The following is a 20,660-nucleotide window of genomic DNA, read 5'->3' as shown; positions in this document are numbered from 1 at the left end:
AAGATTACTTCTAAAGATTTTGGTATTACTTAATAGGAATTGCTCCTGCCTCTGCTGCAATTTTTTGCCCTTCATCACTTAGAATAAAATCGATGAACTTCTGCCCATTTGCAGTTAAACTCCCATCTTTATAGACAAACAAAAATGGCCGTGCTAACTTATATTTTTGCTCTAATACATTTTCAGCAGTAGCAGCAACGCCATCAATGTCGATAGTCGAGATAGCATCGTCAATATACTCAAAAGAAATGAAGCCAACAGCATGTTTATTATTTGCAACTGTTGTTTTAATATTTCCATTTCCGCTGGCAATGATAGAGTTTCTAATTAATTCACCTGAGCTATAGCCTACAATTTCTTGGAAAGCATCACGTGAACCAGAGCCATCCTCACGGGAAACAACCACAATCTCCATATCATCGCCGCCAAGCTGACTCCAGTTTGTCACTTTTCCTGTGAATATTTGCTTTACTTGTTCTAATGACAATTCTTTCACTTTATTGCTAGGATGTGTTACAACTACTATTCCATCATAAGCAATAACTACTTCTTTTAATTTTCCTTTTTCTTCATCTTTTAAATCTCGTGAAGACATTCCAATTTCAGAAACGCCACTCATCGCATTTGTAATTCCTGCGGAAGATCCAATTTGATTTATTTCAATTTTAGTTTGATCGTGTTCATGATATTTTGCTGCTAATTTCTCAGCAAGTGGTCCAACGGAAGTAGATCCTGAAATCGATATTGGATTACTGTCATTTGTTGATAGTTCGGTTTCTTCATTACTTGAACATGCTGATAATAAAAGGAGTATAGACAGTAACGAGAGTACTATTTTTAGTTTTTTTATAATGACCATGATTTACCTCCAAAAAGAATAGCAACTATTTATGTCATTTCTTGTCTAATAGTATGATAAATCTCCAGTGTAAATATTCTATTGACTGAATGTAAAGGTTTTGTAAATAACGTTAAAAGCAATCTATCTAATGTTATTTTTTGTAAAAATAAATTACTAGAAGCGGAAAATGACGAAAAATACATTCCCAAAAAAGATGAGGCTGGGACATAACTAGCTTCAAATAATGAGAAAGAGGGTGGGACATAAGTATTTCAATCAAATATAAACCCGAACAATTATTTATATACACTAAAAAAAATTCGTATAATTGTTCGGGGTTTAATTAATTTTAAGAAAGAAGGTTTGTGGTGATCACCCGCAGCCTGAATACACTTCGCTTTCCATGGGGCGAGCGCCAAGCCTCCTCGTGCCTGCGGGGTCTTGGACTTTCTCGCAGCTCCCATAGGAGTCTACGTGTATTCAGGCTGCTCCGTTTTTCCTAGTAATTTTAGTTTACTTAAAAACTAAATAATCTTTAAAAACGGAGTGAAATGAAACGAATTGGGTTCACCACTAAAATTAGAGATTGTTCGTCTTTATCCATAATATATTTTGTTTTATCCCAGCCACTTTCTTTATTTTTAGGTATAAATTCTTCTATTACCTTAGAAGTCTGGCAGTGAATTTTCTTAAATTCACTGCCATTAATGCGAGATCCATTTCGTTTGCTACCTTCGATTTTCCTCGTACAGAAAATCGAGTGAAACGCAAATTAGCCTTCAAGAATCCAAAAACTGGTTCCACATCGATTTTGCATTTTCGATAGATAACACTCGTTTTCTCTTCTGAAAGCTTCGCTCTCACATATTCTTTTTGCTGTTCCCATTTTTCGTTCACCATTAGTTTTCGATTGTTGCCTTCTTTAGCCTTGGTACATAATGAACGGAACGGGCATCCTGAACAGTCTTCGCACTCGTAGATTTTGAAACTCCTTTGGAAACCTGTAGCGTCCGTTCGGACAGAATGATATTGAAATTCTAAACGTTTCTGATTAGGGCACGTATATGTATCGGTTTCTTGATCATATTCCCAGTTATCAGGATTAAGTGTATTTTGTTTGTATTTTTTCTTTTGTTCCTTCAAAAACATGTTATATGTTATCAATGCTTCTCGGTTTCTGTTTGAGAGAATATCACTAAAGTTTTGTTCACTACCATAACCTGCATCTGCAACTATATGTTTCGGTAACTCGAAATAATGTTGCTCAATCTCATCTAAAAATGGAATTAACGTACGTGTATCTGTTGGGTTTGGAAATAGACTATAAGCAAGCGCATATTGACCTTCCGTTGCGATTTGTACATTGTAACCAGCTTTCAATTGCCCGTTTTTCATATAATCATCTTTCATTCGCATAAATGTTGCATCTAGATCTGTTTTAGAATAGCTATTACGTGGTCCAAAGATGTTAAAATCCTGTTGGTACTTCCGTTTTTGGATTTGGCAATCAAAAAATGCAAGAAACGGTCATTACTTTTGTAACCACTGCCAACATCATTATTTTCATTTAATCTCGCATACTAGAATTGCGATATCGATAACTTTCACCAGTGAATATCACCAGATGAGAATGGTGAATAAGACGATCAATAACCGCTTCTGTTAAAATTTGATTGCCAAATACATGGTTCCATTGGCCAAATTGAAGATTCGTTGTAATAATGATGCTTTTTCGCTCATAACACATCGAAATTACTTGGAATAACAGTTCGGCTCCTTCTTTTCCTAACGGAATATAACCCATTTCATCGAGTACTAATAAATCTAATTTCTCAATTTGCCCCAACAACCTGGCTAGTTGGCCCTTTTGATTGGCATCCACTAACTGATTCACTAGACCTGCAACCGTGTAAAACCGGACTTTATGGCCAAATCTAGTTATGGCATTTAAAGAAATCAGTTTACTTAAATATGTTTTTCCTGCACCCACACCACCATATAAAATTAAATTTTCCTTTTCCTTAATGAATAGCCCCTCGTAGATACTCTCTTTTGAAATACTTTTAGGTATTTGAACATGCTGCCAGTCAAACGTTTCATTTCCACCTTGCGGTAGATGTGCTTGTTTCAAGAGTAAATTAATCCGAGTTTGTTCGCGTTGTTCAATTTCTTTTTCAAAAAGCTGTTTTAGGAATGCAATCTGTTCTTCGGACAGATCATCACAATGCATTCGCAAATAGCTTAATTTTAGCCGTTTTGCGTATTCTTGAATCGATTCGCTCATGATCACACCTCCGTTTTAAAGAAGTCATTATAACGATCTGCACCACGTGTGATTTCGGGCATTTCAGGTAATGTGATGGCTGGTGTTATATTTTGATAATCGTTGTCATCAAAGATAAGTGCGTTAAAAGCTTGTTGAATATGCTCTGCTTTTGGATGACCTGTCTTTTGAGCTATCTGTAAAGCTTCTGTAATTTTATCTAGGTTATTAGTTTTCATTAACTCCGATAGGAGAGAGAAAGCAGACTTCTGTTCTTCCTCTGTACACGCTTTTAAATACAGGTTCCACTCATCAGGTAAATGATCATAAATACCTGAATATTTAATTGCGCGTGGCCTTTGAGAAAGTAGTTTTAGATAAGGTTGCCAAACCATTGATTTGGCCTTGCTGCCATAAAGTCGAGAATGAGTGACAATACATTCATGAGTTTCACTTAGAATACGTACTTCATTAAATGTCACTTCGACGACCACTTTCTTCTGTGCAAATCGTGGCGATGTCGAATACAATTTATTATCTATATGTACAATTCCACTTTTATCAGCCTTTGCAGTGACAATACGAGCGCAGTTAAATATTTTTTCGGGCAGTAAAATATGAGCTGCACATGTTAATTCGTGTAAGGATTCTAACGACTCTTGCTTTAGGTAATGCTTCCGTTGACGATTTCTTTCTGCCTTTTCCCATAGAGTTTGATTAAACTCTTCCAAGTCTACAATTGTATTAGCCGGCAATAAGAAATTATTCCGGACATATTTCACCATATTTTCTACATGTCCTTTTTCGTTTCCCTTTGCTGGATTACAGAATTCATATTCAAAACCGAAGTGCAGCACGAATCGCTCGAACATATCTGTTAATTCTCTTTCACCACGGGCATGAATTTTCTTTACAGCGGGCGATAGATTATCAAAGCGAATCGTTTTCGGTACGCTCTTCATATGTTGAAAAATGCGTTGTAATCCTTCTAGAAGACACTCGGTATTTTCCGAAGGAAACACTTGAAAATAAAAGGTATTGGCATCTGGAAATGACATAACGAGAAACGGTAGTTCGATCATTTCATTTAAATATTTAAATGGTGCTTTTCCGAAATCTACTTGTGCTGTTCCAGGAATCGTTTGCAGCGGTAAAGAGGCACCCTCTGCTTCTTTCGCTAATTCCTTTCTCCGGGCTGAAACATAACGTCTTACTGTACGGTCCCCACCTTGAAAATCATGCTCTTCGATTAGTTGGTTATACATACGTTGTGCAGTACGTTGAAACTTCTTTTTTAGCTTTAAATCCTCACGAATCCACCCATCAATAATATGCTTTACTGGATCCAAGATAGGCGAGGGACGTGTTTGTTTGTGTTTTTGGGGGAATTCTTCTTGATCCGCATATTTTTTTACTGTCCGTTCATCGTGCTGTACTTGACGAGCCACCTCGGCATAACTTTTCCCTTTTTGGTTTACTTCATGTCTGATATAATTGATTTCTACCACTTGTAACATCTCCTATGTATCCTCCTGTCAAACGTTGTTGGTCCAACGAGGAGTTTACTTTTATTGGATGATGTTGGCAAGTGGTTTTTTCATGCACAAATTAATGTCCGAAAGGTACATTTTTATAATGCCATAACCAGTTTTCTTAGGATAAAATCAATCAACTGTTTACGCACTTGTTTCGGGTATTTTCGTTCACTTCGTAAGGCTTTTCGTTCGGTAACGTCTGAAGATGCTTCTATTTGTTTATCATATTCGGTCACTACTTCGTCTACTTTTTGAACCATTTGAGTGAGCTCTCCAAATGATAGCTGTTCATCACTTTCCCGTTCAATTTGGGGTATGATTTCGTTCTCAAGCAACTCATTGTACAACTGGTTTGACTTATCAATTAAACGCTGATGAAATTTCTCAATCGCTTTCTTCCAGACAAACGTAAATTTATTCGCATTCGCTTCAATCTTTGTACCATCGATAAATATCGCTTCTTGATCGATCAGTTTCTCTTCAATCAATTGGCAGCGAAATTGGATGAAACATTGACGGATTAAATCTTTCACTTCTGGTTGAACACGAAATCGGTTAATTGTACGATAGCTTGGTTCATACCCTTGAGCTAACCACATCATACGGATACTGTCTTTTAATAGGGCCTCCATTTTACGCCCCGAAAAGACAGATTGAGTGTAGGCACATAGAATAATTTTAAGCATCATGCGTGGATGATAGGCAGGACAACCTTCATTTCGAAGAAATGGCTCAAACGCTTCTTGAGGGATACTTTCCACTAAATGATGGACATGGAAGGCAATATCATTATTTTGTAACTTTACTTCTAAATCTAAAGGTAAACGATTTGATTCATGGTATAATCTTTAAACATAAGGACACTTCTTTCTGATTAGATTTTGTGTGGTAACTTAATTTTATCAGAAGTTGTCCTTATTTTTTATTGTAAATAAGCAAAACAGTGAAATTTTACTTGTCGTAAAATTTCACCGTTTTTTTCGTCTTAGAGGAGGGTTTTGTCCCAGCCCCATCTTTTTTTCACTAAATTATTTTATTTAAACTGGTATAACTTACTATTTTTTACTTTTTTGTATTTCGCTTTTTCTCTTTGCTAAAAGATTGGTGTTTTTCAATAAGGTAATAATTTAAAAAAAATACTGAGTAGCCTGAATACAAGTAGACACCATCGAGGATAAGTGAGAAAGATAAGATCTGTTCGGAGGCTGTGTCCCCCCTCCTACTCAATTTGTCCAATTGCACTTATTTACTATAGAGTACCTTTTTAAATTTATTTTCCTGGTTACCAACTTCATGCAGCATCGTTTTCCAGAAAAAGGTTTCAATAACATATATATTATTTAACACTTCTTGTATTCTAATTATATATGTCTTTTCCTTTTTTATAGATTCTAGATAAAATAACCTTGCCAACTTTTTATACAATGAAATTAATTCTACACATTTTTCAATTAATGTATCTGTCTTAAAATTTGGTAGATGTTCCATAACCTCATTTAAAAAACTTAAATATATTTTTCTAAATCCACTTCCTCCTGTCCCAATTAATTCAATAGAAGCATATACATGCCTACATAGACCTTCATAGTTAATTAAGTTTTTCCAATCAGTTACTTCTTTAGATAATCTCTTTATAGCCATAACACCTCTTGATTTATTGCTGTTTAACATGTTTATTGCATTCTTTTTCATTCCTAAAAGCAACTTATTATTTAAATCCTCTATAAAATTAATTTTTGGAACAATAGCCCATAAATTCTCTATATAGAAAGGGGGTTTTTGCACATTAATTGAGCTTAACAACTCATCAAAACTACATTCTAAAATTTCAGAACTAATACTGTCTGATACGTATACACTTCCTCCTTCATCATAACCTATTACTGTAATTGTATGTAACGCAGCACTAGGAATTTTTGTTTTAAAAAAGGGTAGCAACGAAGGATCAGTAAGAAATAAAATTGGTAGATTTTGATCTATTGCTTTTTTTACTTGATCAAAATTAGGTGTACCATTATTCCATTTAAAATTAACACCGATAGTATTGAAAAAATCGTTTTCTAGCATAGGAGAACGAGTAAAAACAAGTCTGCATTGATTTTCGTAATATTGATTTAAATATATAAAGTCTAAACCATTAGATAAGGCAAGCACCATTCCCTCTGATAATTGTGCGCCATTAAAATTCATAATTTCTGATAAAGACGTAGAAGCGCAATGTAATCCTTTTTTTACTGAATAGTTATCTAACAACTTCATGTAACTTCACTCCAATATTAGATTCAAACTCAACAAATTTTATTCCCTCGTAATTTAATAATGAAATATCATGAGTAACAAAAATCACCAACCTATTATCCTTAATCTCATATAAAATATCCAAACAATCTTTTATAGTAGCTGAATCCATATTACTAAATCCTTCATCTATAATTATTACTTGAGCATTTCTAGATAATTCAAATAAAAATGCTAATAGTTGTTTTTGTCCTCCAGAAAGGTGTTGAACATTTTCTGTATGTTTTAAATTATTTAATTTTTCATTTATAAACCTTATTATTTTTTCATCTACAGTACTTAAATTTTCAATAATAGCTTTAGTATAATCTTCTATATTATATGAAAAAAACTCAGACTTCTGAAAAACTATACCAACTTCAGACCTTAATTTGTTTAGCGGAATATTACAAATATCCTCTCCATCAATAAAAATTGTTGAAGGCTTAGGATTATATAATTTGTTCAGTGTGTTTAGGAATGTTGTCTTACCGCTACCATTAGATCCTAAAATAACATTTAAGTTACCTTTCATTAAAATAAAAGAGTTACCATTCCTATCCATACTAAAAATGTCAACATCTTCCTTTATAAATGGATTCCTAAATCCTTTTACAATAATAGTTTCATAAGAATCTTTGATTTGATCATTATATTCTAAATTTCTAAGTTCTTTCTCAAGTTCAATATTAAACAAATTGTATACCCTTTTTACAGAGACAAGTGATGACTTAAATTTAACTCCTAATGAAATTATACTTTGTAATGGTCCAAAGAAATTAAATACATACATTACAACTGCTACGTAATTCCCAACGCTCAAACTACCTTCAGCTATTAACATTCTTCCAAATATCACAACATATATTATTATAGCTACCTGGATTACCATAAAAATAGTTTTTATATAAAAATCAAGATAACCTATTTTCTTAAACCAATAAAAAATTTTATTCGTATTTAAAGTATAAGCTTTAATAAAATTATTCAGTGCTTTAGTATTCTTTAAAATTCTTAAATTTGTCATTATATTGGAAGTGTTATCAATAAGATTATCACGTTCTTCTAGGTAACCTTTATTGACTATTTCTATTCTTTTTGAAAATATATTAAATATGAGGAAATAAATTGGAATAAATATAAGTAGTAACAAACTAATTTGGTGATTAATGTTAAACATTATATAATATATGATAGCAAAGGAAATAATTTGAACTAGTACATTAATAATTATACTTAGTAAGTTAATACACGATGGAATATCATTGGTTATAACTTGAATTATAGTCCCTTTATTCTTTTCAAAATCATCTATATAGTATTTTTGGACTCTATTAATTATATCAATTCTTAAATTATTATTATTTGTGTTAATTATACTGTTTTCTAATATTACATTAAAGCCACTCATTAATATAAATATAAAACCAATCAATAGACAATATATTAGTATTTTATCTTGAATGGAATTTTTCCCCATCGTATAATCTATTATATTACTAAAAAAATATGGAATGAGTGCAGTCACAATCGAGCTAGATACTACCATTAATATATACAAAATTATTTTACCTTTTTGTCGTATATAATATGATTTTAGAAACGAATACATAATATCATTACCTTTCATGAAGATATGTCAAATTTATAAATTTGACATATCTTCATTCATTAGTGTTTAACCATTAGTGCAACTTACACACCCGACGCAACAGCAGGCATTCCCTCCGCCGCTACCTTCGTTTTCATTGGCAAATGTTGTTATTGTTTCACTTTTTTCTAATACGTTAATATCAAATGATGATGAAGTATTATTATTTTTGGAACTTTCCATTGTTTCACCTCCCCTCAAGTACTTGTCCCTAATTAAAATAAGGTTAGCACGATTTAAGTTTAATTAATTTATAAAATCAGAAGAACTTAAATTCAACTGCTGATGAACTGGAGTTAATTCTTTTCCAAAAAGGTGAACTAACATAGGTTCATCAGAACTCATATTGCATAATAGATTTGCCAGTTTATCATCATAAAATCCAGCTACTGCCCGAGTTGCGATTTTTAAATAACTCGACATTAGATATAAATTTTGAGAAACATACCCTACATCCATACAAATATGACGATACCCTCTATTTCCATATTTACTTATTGTTTGATCAATATTAGCAGTGATTACTATTGCAAATGAACACTTTTCAATATCATTTTTATTTACATTGCTAATGGCATTTGATAAATGATCTCTAAAATCACCTCTTTTGACTAGACCTATACAAGTTTCAAAAGGATCCCAATAATATATTCCTTGCTCTATTCCTATGATATTAAAAGCAAAGATAAATAAACTTAAAGGATATCTTCCACCTGCAGATGGAACCGATTTAATAAAATTAGAAGACTTAGGATCATTTGTGTTTCTTCCACAATATGAAAGTACTAACAATTCTGATAATTCATATAAATCTATAGGTATTCGATAATCTAATAATTTATATGACTTTCGGTTGTTTAAGGAATCATATAATGAATTATTTTCATAGGAAGAAGATAATTTTATTCTTTCTTTAGTAAAAACTTTCTTTTTTTGAGGAAATTTTTCATAATTCGATAAATGAGTTGAACTTTCAATAATTATATTTTTTGTATTTAGGTGAAATAATTTTGCCAATTCACCATATTGACTTAAATTTTTCAATTTAAACTCACCTTCTATGGAAATGGATGTGGTAATTCATTATTATAGTTATCTATTGTATATCCTAGCTTTCTTGGCACATTGTTAAGTCTTTCGCATTCATTCATGGGAATATTCAATTCTAAGAAAGCTAATTTAGGAACTATTGTTCTTACAACATAAAGATTAACACTTGCTACATCTATAGTTGTTAAATCGACCGTATAAACTTCTATGCCTTCACTTTTTAATTTATTTACCAATTCATCATAATTATTGATAAATTCACTAATATTCGGATTAAAATCAATATTTATTCCATTGGTTAAAAAGCCAATTTCATTATTAAAATTATTAAAAGCATAATACTCAGCATGTTCGTCCATTTCTGTAAATGAGCCAACTATTAAATCTTTATTAAATCCATTCAGATATTTATTAACATTTGAATTAAAAGTTGCAGCTGCTTCTTCCAATGATCCTTTCAATGCAGTTAATGGTTCAAAGTGGCTTTTTGCACCAACAGAAAGAAATGGAGGAGCACTATTTTTTATTAACGATAGATAGGTAGGGACTTTAAGATCATTAGAGATTTCAATAATTTCAATCTCTAAGTCTAATTCTTCTATTAGCTTAATTATTTTTTTCGTATCCTCATCTTGAATTGAATTAAGATTTATTTTTGGCATGGATAGCTTCTTTTGCCACATAATTGTAAAAGCATCTCTTTCAATACATTCTAATAATCCACTAGACTTTGCTTGTAATAAAGTATTTCCAGTTGCTAACCCTGTTGAAATTATATCTCTAATAGACTTATTATTCTTACTAGGAAGTAAGTATACTAAATCACTTGGAATCCAAGTACTTTCTTTATTTACCTCATTAAAACCTTCAACCCAATAAAACAATGTATCCCTATTACATTTTGAAGAGTAATTGAAGTTTTTTTCTTTAGAAACCCTTGTTATACTCACAGGGTCTAAACATAATTCAGACAACCTGGTATATGATCCTTTTATAACCTTTGTATTAATAACTGTCGAGCAGTATCGTTCTATGAACTCTCCAATAGCTTTTCTCATTGCTGAGTCTTGAGAATTAAAACTATAACCATAACCTCCAAATCTACTATCTACAATTATTTCCAGTCTATCATTTATTACTGGTTTACCATGAACCATATAAGCATGGAGAGGTATACTTCCAATAATATTTGTCATTTTTATTACAGAACTGATTAAACCTTTTTTATTGTTAATAATTGTATTATTTAATTTTTCAAAATCCATACCATTCTCCTTTTTGATTAGATATCACAGAATTTACAGTTTGGTACTTTCATTATTACAGAAGTACTTTTCTCAAAGTCAAAAAGATTAATAGATATTTCTTTTCCTAATAATAATTCACTATAAGAATTATTAATAAAGTAATTAACTATATAGTTTTTTATTATGGAACTAGATAAGGATTGAAGATCTGGGTAGTTTTTGATTTGGCTTTCAAATGCACCTAGATTGTTTATAAAATTCAAATAAATCTCAGGATGGTTAAGATTAGATATCGTTCTATTTATGAAGCAGTTGTAACAGGATGTTTTATGTGGAATAAATAAAGGTCCTACTTCCAATATCTCTTTATTGAGGTTTACTCTAAGATACTTTAAATTAGTTTCATGTGCTATTTCATTAACTAATTTTAGCAGATGAATATTTTCATAATTATTGAATACTACTAGAAGATCAATATCGTTTCCTATATTTATCAATTCATCAATATCAACCATTTCGAATATACACTCTAGATCTTTGGTTAGTGTTGATACTAATTTTTCTTCCCCAATTACTCCGATTTTTGTCTTCTTAATTCTATTTATTTCATTATTAATATCACTAGCATTTTTAGTAATAAGTATAAGATTTTCAAGACTATCATTCATAGATTTTTTTAAAATATTATTATTTAGTATGTTTTTCTCTTTTAAGAAGTTAGTAATTTGTTCTATATATTCTAAAGAAAGACCTGTTCCTCTACTAATTTCTTCAACTGTGCTTTTACCGTCACAAGAATTAATAACTAAAGGCTGTTTTCGTAAACTTTGTTGCTTATTAAGACAAAAATAAATATTGTGATATAATTAGATTATAGAAGGAATAAAATAGTAATTGTATAAAGAATTGAATATGATAAATTAGAAATAGAAGATAGATTAACTGATAAGAGGTGAAACATATATGGGTAAGAAAATTTTATACCTCGTTTCTCTTGTTTTGATAGTGTCAGCAGTAGCAATAATCTTTAATGGGTAATGGTAGCGATATTTGCAATTAACTTACAGGAGGTGAAACACATATGAATAATAAGGCGATAAACTTCGTTGTTCTTGCTCTGATAATGTCTGCGGTGGTGGTAAACAACTTAGAAGCACTCTACACCTTCAAGATGATATTTAATGGTGTCGTAATGGCTGTTTTAGTGTTAATTGGTTGTGAGCGTATATACAGATATACAAAGAGAAATAGAAAAGCAATTTAAACAAGATGGGTAGCATTCGCTATCCTCTTTTTTATTCCTTACTAAATTGCCCTTAAAGAATTGACAGTAGTATAGTTCGATTTTTGACACGCTGAAATAAGCATTTGCTCAACCCGATTTTCAAATGCTATGTTCTTACCAAGTTCAAGCCATCGAAACCAATAGAGGTAGTTATCAAGATATTTTGTTGCAACTCCTTGAAAACGCTCCATCCAAGTCTTTAAGCGACTATGGAAGTTATTAACGTGCTGAATATGGTATATGCCCTTCTTCACACGCTGTTTTTGTCGCTCATTGACCGTTTCGTGCTGTAATCCCTTTATCTTGGCAAACTTTTTATAATTTGTTGCGGTATCTGTACATAACAAAGCAGACGGGTGAATATACTCACCTATCACAGTATCAATTTCTTCGGCTTTAACACGACCTGTTCCAGCCTTTCGAGCAATTACACTACCATTGCGGTCTTGTGCAACGACAACGGCGATTTTAAGGTTAGAAATACCTCTTTTCTCGTCTTTTTCTCCACGCTTCTTGGGTTTTCTGTGGGTAATTTCGCTACCTTTCATAGACTCACGAAAGAAGGTTTCGTCACTCTCAATGATACCTTGCAATTGATTAAAGCCAAGACTACCTAATGCGTTCAAGATTTTATGTCTCCAATAGAATGCGGTTGATATATGAATTTTCAAGCGTTCAGCGATTTTTGGCAAAGTATAGCCTTCCACCATTAGTTCAATGTATTTCACCCATTTTTCTGGGTAGCGAGAGCCTGAAAACGGTGTGTTTGTCATATCGTTGAAGGACTTTCCACAATCATTACATAGATAGCGTTGTCTGGAACGATACTTACCGTTACGTTTTACCGATGTGCTTCCGCAATGAACACAACCCAAACCAGAAGCAAATCGAGCCTCACGAATGCTTTTGAGTAGTTTGGTAATTTTATCTGGTTCGTCAGGAAACAAGTCTTGTTTCATAGCATTGAATAACGCCATCTGCTCTGATTTGGTTAATTCGCTGAACTCTTCATAAACATCTTCCCACATACTTGAACGCCTCCTTAAACCCTATTATATCAACCCTTTAACAGTATGGTCAAGAAAGCCACAATCTATACGAAAACAGCCTAACTAAATAAACATCTTTTGCTGACTTCCTGACATGCTAAATTCTTTATCAATGGTTGAAACAATAAGTTCTTCTTGTTCCTCAAAGTATTTAAAAAAAATATCATTCTTCAATAATAATTGTTTATTATCTATCATTCAATTTACTCCTTTTATCTATAAATATATTGAGAACTTTTAGCCCATCACTATCAGTATTAGGACTATATTTAAATGGAACTAATGAACAAAAAGATACTAGATAAGAAAAAATTATAAAGTTACGATAATAATCTGCATATTCTACGTTACCAAATATCCAAACAAGCGTACCAGTTATAATATTAAAGATGATTCCCCCTAAATATATTAGAATATACTTGTATGAAGTTAGATTAATTGGTAGTTTCCATTCTATTCTTCCCATTAATATTAGTTTTCTTTTAACGAAAAATTTCTTAACTTTTATAAGAACTTCTCCCTCACCAAATCCTAATCCTTTTATCTCACCACCATAGATTCTAACAAAAAATGCATGACCCAATTCATGAATTATAGTTACCAGAAGATATGAAAGAATAGATATTATTATATTCGAAATTGTCAATCATCTCCTAACAACAATTATTTTATAATAATTATAAGACTTTTTCAACAAAAAAATAGAAATATATTCTATTTTTTACCATTTATTACAAGTAACCTCCAGGATATACTTATCTTGAAATATCACCAATTTAGAAATCAACCTATCTAATATCTTTTCCATATTTTTCTTTAAACTTAGATATAAATTTTTCACTAAATATTATTAATCCTATAATTTCCACTGAATTATAATCTATATTAGATAACTAAGCCAAACACTACAAGTCGCTGAAACATCTATGTACATCATCTCTGATTACCCTCGTTATCTATTTACTTTCTTCGTTGTAGTTTTTAAAACTCGTTCTTTAATATCTTTTAAATTCATTGCTTCAAAGTCTAAAAATAGTTTTTTACAGGCACTTCCTCTACTTCTTGCTCCAACCAAACAGCATTTTCATATTTACTTTTGAACACGATTGCATTTAGTTTTCAATTATCAGACAAAGAATTTCTGCTTCTTTTCGTTCAAACTCCTTTATATCATGTATTTCATAAGATATTCCATTTCATCTTCTTTATTTGAGTATAATGTTCTGGAACATTCCTTCTTTATCCTCATTTACTCCTTTTTAGAGGATAGATCTTTATTTTTGCTTATTAATTAGTCATATATATAGGTGTTAGCATCATAAAATAGTTTGATAGGTTTTGGGGCGTAATTTACACCAATTGGCTATCTAATCTTCGCTTTTTCCAACCAGTTTCTTTGCGCCTCATTTGGTTTCTTTTTATTAACATTCGCGTTATCATTTGCCAATACCGGTTTTTATACTTTCTACCAAAATAATGTACCAGTAGAAATCATGGGGAGATTTTCAAGTGTGTTAGGGATATTAGAGGCTACTTCGATTATATTATTCACTGCTGGAATCGGCTTAACCGCTGAAATATTTGAGATTCGTTTTATCTATATTCTATGCTCTGCTATTTTTTTACTATTCGGAATACTGATTACTTTTGTTGTGTTTGATAGGTCTAAGAAAAATTTATTACGAAACAAATCCTTCCTATAGTACAAAGTCATAGCAGTAAGAGGGTTCTCAACCCTCTTACTAAGAAACGACAATCAGTGATTCCCTAATGAAGTAAACCCGCTTTTTCTAAAAACCCTTGGGCAACCTCACTCGGACTTTTTCCTTCTATATTTACTTGATAATTCATTGCCCTCATTTCATCATCTGTTATTTTTCCAGCTAATTGATTTAAAGCAGCAACTATCTCAGGATGTTCCTCGACTGTTTCTTCTTTCAATAATGGTGCCCCTTGGTATGGTGGAAAAAGATTTTGGTCATCTTCCAGTACCTTCAGTTGATATTGCTGCAACTCACTATCTGTGGAGTATGCATCGACTAAGTTAATTTCACCTGATTCAACTGCTACATAACGTAATTTAGGCTCCATTGTTACAAGATTAGGAAGGGTAAGTTCATAAAGATGCTGAATCCCTTGATACCCATCTTCTCGATCTGAAAATTCCAATGTAAAACCTGCCTGTATTTGCTCTTCTATCCCTTTCAGATCAGAAATTGATTCTAGTTGGAATTGGTCTGCAAGACTCTTGGAAGCTGCTAATGCATAGGTGTTATTATACTGCATCGGCTCTAACATTATCATTTGATATTTTTTTAACATACCATCCCTTGCTTGTCGATATACTTCCTCCCGATTTGTACTAGTAGCTGTTTCCTTTAGAAATTCGGAAATGGCTGTCCCTGTAAATTCTGGATAAAGATCAATGCTTCCTGTTTGCAATGCTTGAAACACGAAAGAGGTTTTTCCTAACCCCGGCTTCAGTTCTACTTGTAGATCTGTTTTTTCTTCAATAAGTATTTTATACATATTAATGAGAACTTCTGGCTCAGACCCTAATTTGCCCCCAATAACAATCTCTTTCTCCTTCTGCCCTATTAATGGCATGAGAATTATTAAAAGCGATAAAAGTGCAATCACTCCAACAGAAATAAAGGCTTTTTTATAGGATAGCTGCTCAAATTTTTTCAATAAGTAGTCAAACAGAAGAGCAAGCAATGCTGCTGGAATCGCCCCTAGAAGAATTAGATTTGTGTTATTGCGATCAATACCTAATAGAATAATATCGCCAAGACCTCCAGCTCCAATTAAAGCAGCAAGAGTGGCTGTTCCTACAATTAACACCATGGCTGTCCGAATCCCTGCCATAATAACTGGCATCGCAAGAGGAATTTCTACCTTGAATAATCTTCTTCTTGTATTCATCCCCATCGCTCGAGCCGCTTCAATTAAGGACGGATCTACTTCTTTAATTCCTGTATATGTATTTCTTAAAATTGGCAGCAAAGCATATGCAACTAAAGCAATGATTGCCGGCACTCTGCCAATTCCGAATAATGGAATCAAAATACCTAATAATGCCAAAGAAGGGATTGTTTGAATAACAGATGTGATTCCTACTATCCCTTCGGCCACCTTCCTATGTCTAGTAATATAAATTCCTAGTGGAATAGCAATGATGACTGCAAAAAAGAGCGCAATAAAGGATATTTGAATATGCTCAAACAACGCGCTCGCTAATTCGGACTTTCTGTCTTGAAATACTTGTGTCAGCTCCTTCATTCCTTACACCCCTTTCTGAAGTAGACTAGAAGATACATATTTCATTATTGACCTGCGATTAACCAATCCAATAGGCGTTCCATCTCGTTCGATTATTACTTGTTCATACTCCACTAGCAAATCTACTATCTCTTGCATAGTAGCAGTAATTGGTGCACTCACTTGACTTTTTTGCATATCCTCTTCTTCCATAATTGGCTCTAATAAGTTCTCCAGTTGAAAATCATTGCTCCAGCTATCATGTGTATTTCCAACAAAGTTCTTCACAAAATCATTAGCAGGATTCGTAATAAGTTCTTGAGGGGTGCCAATCTGAACAACCCTCCCTTTTTTCATAATGCAAATTCTATCTGCTAGTTTTAAAGCTTCTTGCATATCATGTGTAACAAATACAGTCGTTTTTTTTAGATTTTTCTTTAAGTCCAACATATCATCTTGTAACTTTTCACGGCTAAGCGGATCCAAGGCACTAAAGGGTTCATCCATTAATAGAATCTCTGGATCTGCCGCAAGAGCACGAATAACCCCAACTCTTTGCTGTTCTCCTCCTGATAGCTCACTAGGCTTTCGATTGGCGTATGTTTGGTGATCGAGACCAACCATTTCTAAAAGCTCGTCGGTTCGTTGTTTAATTCTGTCTCTTTCCCACTGTTTTAATTCAGGAACTATTGCGATATTCTCTTCAATAGTCATATGGGGAAACAAAGCAATTTGTTGGAGCACATAGCCAATATTCCACCGTAATTCATGAATATCATACTCGCTTATTTTTTTCCCCTTTATATAAATGGTGCCATCTGAAAGAGGAATTAAACGATTAATCATCTTTAATGTCGTTGTTTTCCCACAACCACTTGGTCCGATAATAACAAAAAATTCCCCTTGCTTAATTTCTAATTCAACCGAATCAACTGCTGCTGTTCCATCAGTGTATCTTTTTGATACATTTTCAAATTTTATCATTGCATTTAGTTCTCCTTATTTAAATTGTAGGACTACTCATACCCCGCCTCTTTCACTAACAGATAGAAGCTTATTCTATAACCATATCTACCCATATTTAGGACTAATAATAACACGAAGTAGTCCATCCAAAAAAAGAATAGCTTGGCTAGAATCTCATTGGTTGATCTACTTATCCTCATTTATATTGAAATTCATATTTTAGAGAACAGCTTTTACGTTTATAATAAACAAAGATAAATACTATTAGGAGGACAACGAAATGGACAAGCAAGGGCAAGAAAAGTTTTTAGCTTTTATCTTACAGCGAGTACAAGAGGGTAAAGAAGAAGAAGCAAAGGCTATACTAATGGATAACTTCCGAAAACAAGACGAGGGTACTTTTTCCCAAAATGATATAGAACAGTTTCTGCCTAAAATGATCAGTCTAATAAAACCAGAAAGATTAGAGGAAATCCAAGCAGTAGTAAAGCAATTTTCTGGAAGCTTCGGTAGCAAATAAAAGGATTATTTTCTGTTTGAAAAAACAACTTGGAAACTTTATTCCAAGTTGTTTTTATTATATCCAGCTCGTTTTTATCCCATTTAAAACATTTTTGAATATGTTAGTTATTGTAAAGGAATGGGCGGTTGATATGGAATGAATGGTCATTTTAAAGAAATATTCGGATCAGCTATCAATACGATTGGTACTATCCAAGCAGCTATCGGAATTACCCCCTCTTTCCACTTGTCTAGAGAAACAAATTATCAGCTTCGTTTATTTGGCAATATATTACAAGGAACAGGCAGCGCATTACAAGCTGACGGACAAGGGACTATTTCATTAGAAAAACTAGGAGATGAAATTCAGGCAATTGGAAATTCAACGGTTATAACCGGCTTGCTTCTTTATAAATGGAGCAACACCCCAACAGAGCAGAAACTAATTATTACAGGCAATTGGCTTCAAGCATTAGGCAGCTTTGTCGGGCTTACAGATGAATTTTTTGATCATACAGCAAATGGAAGAATCGAAAATATAATTGGTGGTTTGCTTCAGGGGATTGGAAATTCTTTGCAGGCACTAAGGGGAACAGAACAATTACATGGAATAAGTAACCTTAACCAACAAAATATCGGTGTATTAGGCAACTGGATTCAAGCCATCGGATCAGCTATTTCCCTTATTGGCCAAGTTAAAGAAGAATTAGAAGAGATTGCCCTGAATATTAATGAATAAAATAATGGAGGAAGAAAAATTCTTCCTCTAATCCTTTTTCTTTTTTGGCCATATAAAATTTGAAATCGCAATAATCAGGTCAATGCCTAATACTACTGTCCATAATTTTAGTACACCGTCTAGTGCTTCTGTGCGAGCAGTATCCTTGATGAAAAAAATTAAGCCTAGTAATATCCCTGCCCCAATAGCATAAGCTAACACATGTTTCCCCCAACTTTTCAAGTAATGCTTAGCATATGCCATCCCAAACAATGAAATAGGTTTAGCTCCTTGTTTTGCAACGTAATACCGGAATCTCTCATCCGCCCATTTAATCATGTCTTTTCCAAATGCAATCGAAACGCCAATATAAACAGCTGCAATGGCATGTGCAGTGGTTGCGGTAGCTCCTCGATACATATCCAAACTTGTTGTAATCAATAAAAGCAAATCAATTACTGGTGTTAGCGCTAAAAAGAAAAAGCCTAATTTCTCTCTTTTAAAAACATATCTAATTAGTAATCCTAAAATAATCACAATCCAAAAGCCTATTTCACTAGCAACAATCATCCAGGCAACAAAATTCAAAAATTCTCCTCCTAATATATTTTATTAAGTCAAAAAGGATTACGAATAATTAAAGTAAAAAGTTCCCTTCACCAATTTTTTCAGGAAGATAGTCGGATAAAAAAAGAAAGTTTCTGAGGGCCTTATTGCTGGAGGTAATGATTTAAATAAATGAACAGAGAAGTGGCGTCCAATAGTCGATATAGATCTATTTAACGCCACTTTTCCTATTTTTAAATTATTAACTTATTCGTAGTATTGGTTTAATCGCTTCTCCGTTTTTAGAAGCTTCGAAAGCCTCATTAATTTGATTAAAGTCATAGAATTTAACTAATTTGTCAAATGGGAATTGACCGTTTTTGTAGTATTCTACTAGCTGTGGGATAAAAACATTTGGTACAGAGTCCCCTTCAATGACACCCATCATTGTTTTTCCTTCTGCCATTATATCATTATGGACATCAATATTCATTTCAGGTGTAACTCCTACTACTGCTGCCACACCTAATGGACGCAGTGCTTGTAAGCATTGACGAACTACTGGAGGAAAGCCAGTTGTATCGACTGCATATTTTGTTCCGCCCTTTGTTAATTCCTTAATTTCTTTAACAACATCTACTTTTGTTCCGTTGAATGTATGTGTTGCACCAAGTTCTTTGGCAAGCTCTAACCGTGAATCATGAATATCAACAGCAATGATTGTTTTACAGCCAACTATTTTAGCAGCCATAATAGCACTTAAGCCAACGGCACCTGCACCATATATAGCAATAGTAGCTCCAAATTCAGGCTTGATTTTATTTAAAACAGTACCTGCTCCTGTTTGGATTCCACAACCTAAAGGTCCTAAAAGTGCTAAATCTACCTCTTTATCCACTTTAACAATGTTACGCTCATGAGCAATTGCGAATGTACCAAAGGAAGATTGACCAAAGAAAGTGGAAAGTGGTTTCCCATCTTTAGATAAGCGATGAGTATGATCATCATGAGCACCGCCAAAGTTCAAGTCATTAAATGTTTCACAAACAGTTGGATGACCTGTTAAACAATTTTCACAATGTCCACAATGTGCAAAGGATAATACAACATGATCCCCTTTTGCTAGACGTGTAACGCCTGAACCAACTTCTTCAATAATCCCTGCTCCTTCATGTCCAAGTACTGCAGGTAGTGGAGCAATTGCTGCATCACGAGCAACTGCATCTGTATGACATACACCAGTTGCAACAATTTTCACTAATACTTCATTTGCTTTTGGGGCAGCTAATTCTACTTCTTCTAAAAGAAAATCTTCACCTTGCCCTGGGGTAACGGCTGCTTTAATCTTCATATGACCTACTCCTTATATATGTTTAATTTAAATGTGACAGATTTGTGAATTCGTTTTTATCGTAATCCTTTCCGAAAATAGATACAATAGAAGCAAAGGAATATGTATATTTATTATGA

20 protein-coding genes and 2 pseudogenes are annotated in these 20,660 nt (G+C 33.0%); 4 read left to right on the top strand and 18 right to left on the bottom strand.

Annotated elements, in window-relative coordinates:
• Positions 1 to 25: 25 nt before the first annotated feature.
• From NSQ89_RS01140 to NSQ89_RS01090, 11 genes and pseudogenes are all read right to left on the bottom strand, one after another.
• Positions 26 to 859, bottom strand: coding sequence for a phosphate ABC transporter substrate-binding protein (locus NSQ89_RS01140; RefSeq protein WP_095259177.1), 834 nt, complete (start codon positions 857 to 859; stop codon positions 26 to 28).
• Between the two features lie 642 nt (positions 860 to 1,501).
• Positions 1,502 to 2,350, bottom strand: a pseudogene (locus NSQ89_RS01135) (transposase); the annotation flags it as partial.
• A 58-nt stretch (positions 2,351 to 2,408) separates the two neighbouring features.
• Positions 2,409 to 3,125 (bottom strand): IS21-like element helper ATPase IstB, encoded by a 717-nt coding sequence (istB, locus tag NSQ89_RS01130; protein ID WP_341132107.1) that lies wholly within the window; start codon positions 3,123 to 3,125, stop codon positions 2,409 to 2,411.
• Positions 3,126 to 3,127: 2 nt separating this feature from the next.
• The gene (istA, locus tag NSQ89_RS01125; protein WP_341132106.1) at positions 3,128 to 4,621 is read right to left on the bottom strand and encodes an IS21 family transposase; all 1,494 of its coding nucleotides are present in this window, start codon (positions 4,619 to 4,621) and stop codon (positions 3,128 to 3,130) included.
• A 131-nt stretch (positions 4,622 to 4,752) separates the two neighbouring features.
• Positions 4,753 to 5,495 (bottom strand): annotated as a pseudogene (locus NSQ89_RS01120) (transposase); the annotation flags it as partial.
• A 386-nt stretch (positions 5,496 to 5,881) separates the two neighbouring features.
• Positions 5,882 to 6,898, bottom strand: a complete 1,017-nt coding sequence (locus NSQ89_RS01115) for a BtrH N-terminal domain-containing protein (RefSeq protein ID WP_341132105.1) — start codon at positions 6,896 to 6,898, stop codon at positions 5,882 to 5,884.
• Positions 6,882 to 8,477 (bottom strand): ABC transporter ATP-binding protein, encoded by a 1,596-nt coding sequence (locus NSQ89_RS01110; protein ID WP_341132104.1) that lies wholly within the window; start codon positions 8,475 to 8,477, stop codon positions 6,882 to 6,884. The genes NSQ89_RS01115 and NSQ89_RS01110 overlap by 17 nt, the downstream gene beginning before the upstream one ends.
• A gap of 117 nt (positions 8,478 to 8,594) precedes the next feature.
• Entirely contained in the window at positions 8,595 to 8,750 is a 156-nt protein-coding gene (locus NSQ89_RS01105; RefSeq protein WP_341132103.1) for a hypothetical protein, read from the bottom strand.
• A 63-nt stretch (positions 8,751 to 8,813) separates the two neighbouring features.
• Positions 8,814 to 9,611 carry a SagB family peptide dehydrogenase gene (locus NSQ89_RS01100; RefSeq protein WP_341132102.1) on the bottom strand — a complete coding sequence of 266 codons (798 nt, stop codon included), beginning with the start codon at positions 9,609 to 9,611 and terminating at the stop codon, positions 8,814 to 8,816.
• A gap of 14 nt (positions 9,612 to 9,625) precedes the next feature.
• Positions 9,626 to 10,882 (bottom strand): YcaO-like family protein, encoded by a 1,257-nt coding sequence (locus NSQ89_RS01095; RefSeq protein WP_341132101.1) that lies wholly within the window; start codon positions 10,880 to 10,882, stop codon positions 9,626 to 9,628.
• A 17-nt stretch (positions 10,883 to 10,899) separates the two neighbouring features.
• On the bottom strand, positions 10,900 to 11,532 hold the full coding sequence (locus tag NSQ89_RS01090) for a hypothetical protein (protein ID WP_341132100.1): 633 nt from the start codon (positions 11,530 to 11,532) through the stop codon (positions 10,900 to 10,902).
• Between the two features lie 413 nt (positions 11,533 to 11,945).
• Here NSQ89_RS01090 and NSQ89_RS01085 point away from each other — a divergent pair, with 413 nt between their 5' ends.
• Positions 11,946 to 12,128, top strand: a complete 183-nt coding sequence (locus NSQ89_RS01085) for a hypothetical protein (RefSeq protein WP_341132099.1) — start codon at positions 11,946 to 11,948, stop codon at positions 12,126 to 12,128.
• A 41-nt stretch (positions 12,129 to 12,169) separates the two neighbouring features.
• On the opposite strand, the gene NSQ89_RS01080 is transcribed toward NSQ89_RS01085, so the two are convergent.
• From NSQ89_RS01080 to NSQ89_RS01070, 3 genes are all read right to left on the bottom strand, one after another.
• The gene (locus NSQ89_RS01080) at positions 12,170 to 13,177 is read right to left on the bottom strand and encodes an IS1595 family transposase (protein ID WP_341132098.1); all 1,008 of its coding nucleotides are present in this window, start codon (positions 13,175 to 13,177) and stop codon (positions 12,170 to 12,172) included.
• Between the two features lie 84 nt (positions 13,178 to 13,261).
• Positions 13,262 to 13,396: a hypothetical protein gene (locus NSQ89_RS01075; protein WP_341132097.1), complete on the bottom strand. Its 135-nt coding sequence runs from the start codon at positions 13,394 to 13,396 to the stop codon at positions 13,262 to 13,264.
• Positions 13,386 to 13,844, bottom strand: coding sequence for a hypothetical protein (locus tag NSQ89_RS01070; RefSeq protein WP_341132096.1), 459 nt, complete (start codon positions 13,842 to 13,844; stop codon positions 13,386 to 13,388). The genes NSQ89_RS01075 and NSQ89_RS01070 overlap by 11 nt, the downstream gene beginning before the upstream one ends.
• An 865-nt stretch (positions 13,845 to 14,709) precedes the next feature.
• Between NSQ89_RS01070 and NSQ89_RS01065 the strand changes: the two genes are divergently transcribed.
• A complete protein-coding gene (locus NSQ89_RS01065; RefSeq protein ID WP_341132095.1) occupies positions 14,710 to 14,901 on the top strand; it encodes a hypothetical protein in 192 nt (63 codons plus the stop codon).
• 64 nt (positions 14,902 to 14,965) lie between these two features.
• On the opposite strand, the gene opuFB is transcribed toward NSQ89_RS01065, so the two are convergent.
• The gene (opuFB, locus tag NSQ89_RS01060; RefSeq protein ID WP_341132094.1) at positions 14,966 to 16,480 is read right to left on the bottom strand and encodes an osmoprotectant update ABC transporter permease/substrate-binding subunit OpuFB; all 1,515 of its coding nucleotides are present in this window, start codon (positions 16,478 to 16,480) and stop codon (positions 14,966 to 14,968) included.
• Between the two features lie 3 nt (positions 16,481 to 16,483).
• Positions 16,484 to 17,443, bottom strand: a complete 960-nt coding sequence (locus NSQ89_RS01055; RefSeq protein ID WP_341132093.1) for an ABC transporter ATP-binding protein — start codon at positions 17,441 to 17,443, stop codon at positions 16,484 to 16,486.
• A 262-nt stretch (positions 17,444 to 17,705) separates the two neighbouring features.
• Between NSQ89_RS01055 and NSQ89_RS01050 the strand changes: the two genes are divergently transcribed.
• Positions 17,706 to 17,945: a hypothetical protein gene (locus NSQ89_RS01050; RefSeq protein ID WP_047941674.1), complete on the top strand. Its 240-nt coding sequence runs from the start codon at positions 17,706 to 17,708 to the stop codon at positions 17,943 to 17,945.
• A 138-nt stretch (positions 17,946 to 18,083) separates the two neighbouring features.
• Positions 18,084 to 18,665 carry a DUF6944 family repetitive protein gene (locus NSQ89_RS01045; protein WP_341132092.1) on the top strand — a complete coding sequence of 194 codons (582 nt, stop codon included), beginning with the start codon at positions 18,084 to 18,086 and terminating at the stop codon, positions 18,663 to 18,665.
• Between the two features lie 27 nt (positions 18,666 to 18,692).
• Here NSQ89_RS01045 and NSQ89_RS01040 read toward each other — a convergent pair whose 3' ends face one another.
• Both NSQ89_RS01040 and NSQ89_RS01035 read right to left on the bottom strand, forming a co-directional pair.
• Positions 18,693 to 19,232 (bottom strand): hypothetical protein, encoded by a 540-nt coding sequence (locus NSQ89_RS01040; RefSeq protein WP_047941676.1) that lies wholly within the window; start codon positions 19,230 to 19,232, stop codon positions 18,693 to 18,695.
• Between the two features lie 220 nt (positions 19,233 to 19,452).
• Positions 19,453 to 20,541 (bottom strand): NAD(P)-dependent alcohol dehydrogenase, encoded by a 1,089-nt coding sequence (locus tag NSQ89_RS01035; protein ID WP_047941677.1) that lies wholly within the window; start codon positions 20,539 to 20,541, stop codon positions 19,453 to 19,455.
• Positions 20,542 to 20,660: the final 119 nt, after the last annotated feature.

Source organism: Niallia sp. FSL R7-0648 (assembly GCF_038007005.1).
GTDB lineage: Bacteria > Bacillota > Bacilli > Bacillales > Cytobacillaceae > Niallia > Niallia circulans.
The sequence above is the reverse complement of the archived record's forward strand: the minus strand, read 5'-3'. Positions and strand labels throughout refer to the sequence as shown.

Coding starts and splice junctions, on each gene's coding strand:
- NSQ89_RS01075 (WP_341132097.1), bottom strand. CDS start 13,396: ATGATAGATAATAAACAATTATTATTGAAGAATGATATTTTTTTTAAA.
- NSQ89_RS01085 (WP_341132099.1), top strand. CDS start 11,946: ATGAATAATAAGGCGATAAACTTCGTTGTTCTTGCTCTGATAATGTCT.
- NSQ89_RS01050 (WP_047941674.1), top strand. CDS start 17,706: ATGGACAAGCAAGGGCAAGAAAAGTTTTTAGCTTTTATCTTACAGCGA.
- NSQ89_RS01115 (WP_341132105.1), bottom strand. CDS start 6,898: ATGAAGTTGTTAGATAACTATTCAGTAAAAAAAGGATTACATTGCGCT.
- NSQ89_RS01095 (WP_341132101.1), bottom strand. CDS start 10,882: ATGGATTTTGAAAAATTAAATAATACAATTATTAACAATAAAAAAGGT.
- NSQ89_RS01105 (WP_341132103.1), bottom strand. CDS start 8,750: ATGGAAAGTTCCAAAAATAATAATACTTCATCATCATTTGATATTAAC.
- NSQ89_RS01045 (WP_341132092.1), top strand. CDS start 18,084: ATGAATGGTCATTTTAAAGAAATATTCGGATCAGCTATCAATACGATT.
- NSQ89_RS01055 (WP_341132093.1), bottom strand. CDS start 17,443: ATGATAAAATTTGAAAATGTATCAAAAAGATACACTGATGGAACAGCA.
- istB (WP_341132107.1), bottom strand. CDS start 3,125: ATGAGCGAATCGATTCAAGAATACGCAAAACGGCTAAAATTAAGCTAT.
- NSQ89_RS01140 (WP_095259177.1), bottom strand. CDS start 859: ATGGTCATTATAAAAAAACTAAAAATAGTACTCTCGTTACTGTCTATA.
- NSQ89_RS01090 (WP_341132100.1), bottom strand. CDS start 11,532: ATGAATGATAGTCTTGAAAATCTTATACTTATTACTAAAAATGCTAGT.
- NSQ89_RS01035 (WP_047941677.1), bottom strand. CDS start 20,541: ATGAAGATTAAAGCAGCCGTTACCCCAGGGCAAGGTGAAGATTTTCTT.
- NSQ89_RS01080 (WP_341132098.1), bottom strand. CDS start 13,177: ATGTGGGAAGATGTTTATGAAGAGTTCAGCGAATTAACCAAATCAGAG.
- opuFB (WP_341132094.1), bottom strand. CDS start 16,480: ATGAAGGAGCTGACACAAGTATTTCAAGACAGAAAGTCCGAATTAGCG.
- istA (WP_341132106.1), bottom strand. CDS start 4,621: ATGTTACAAGTGGTAGAAATCAATTATATCAGACATGAAGTAAACCAA.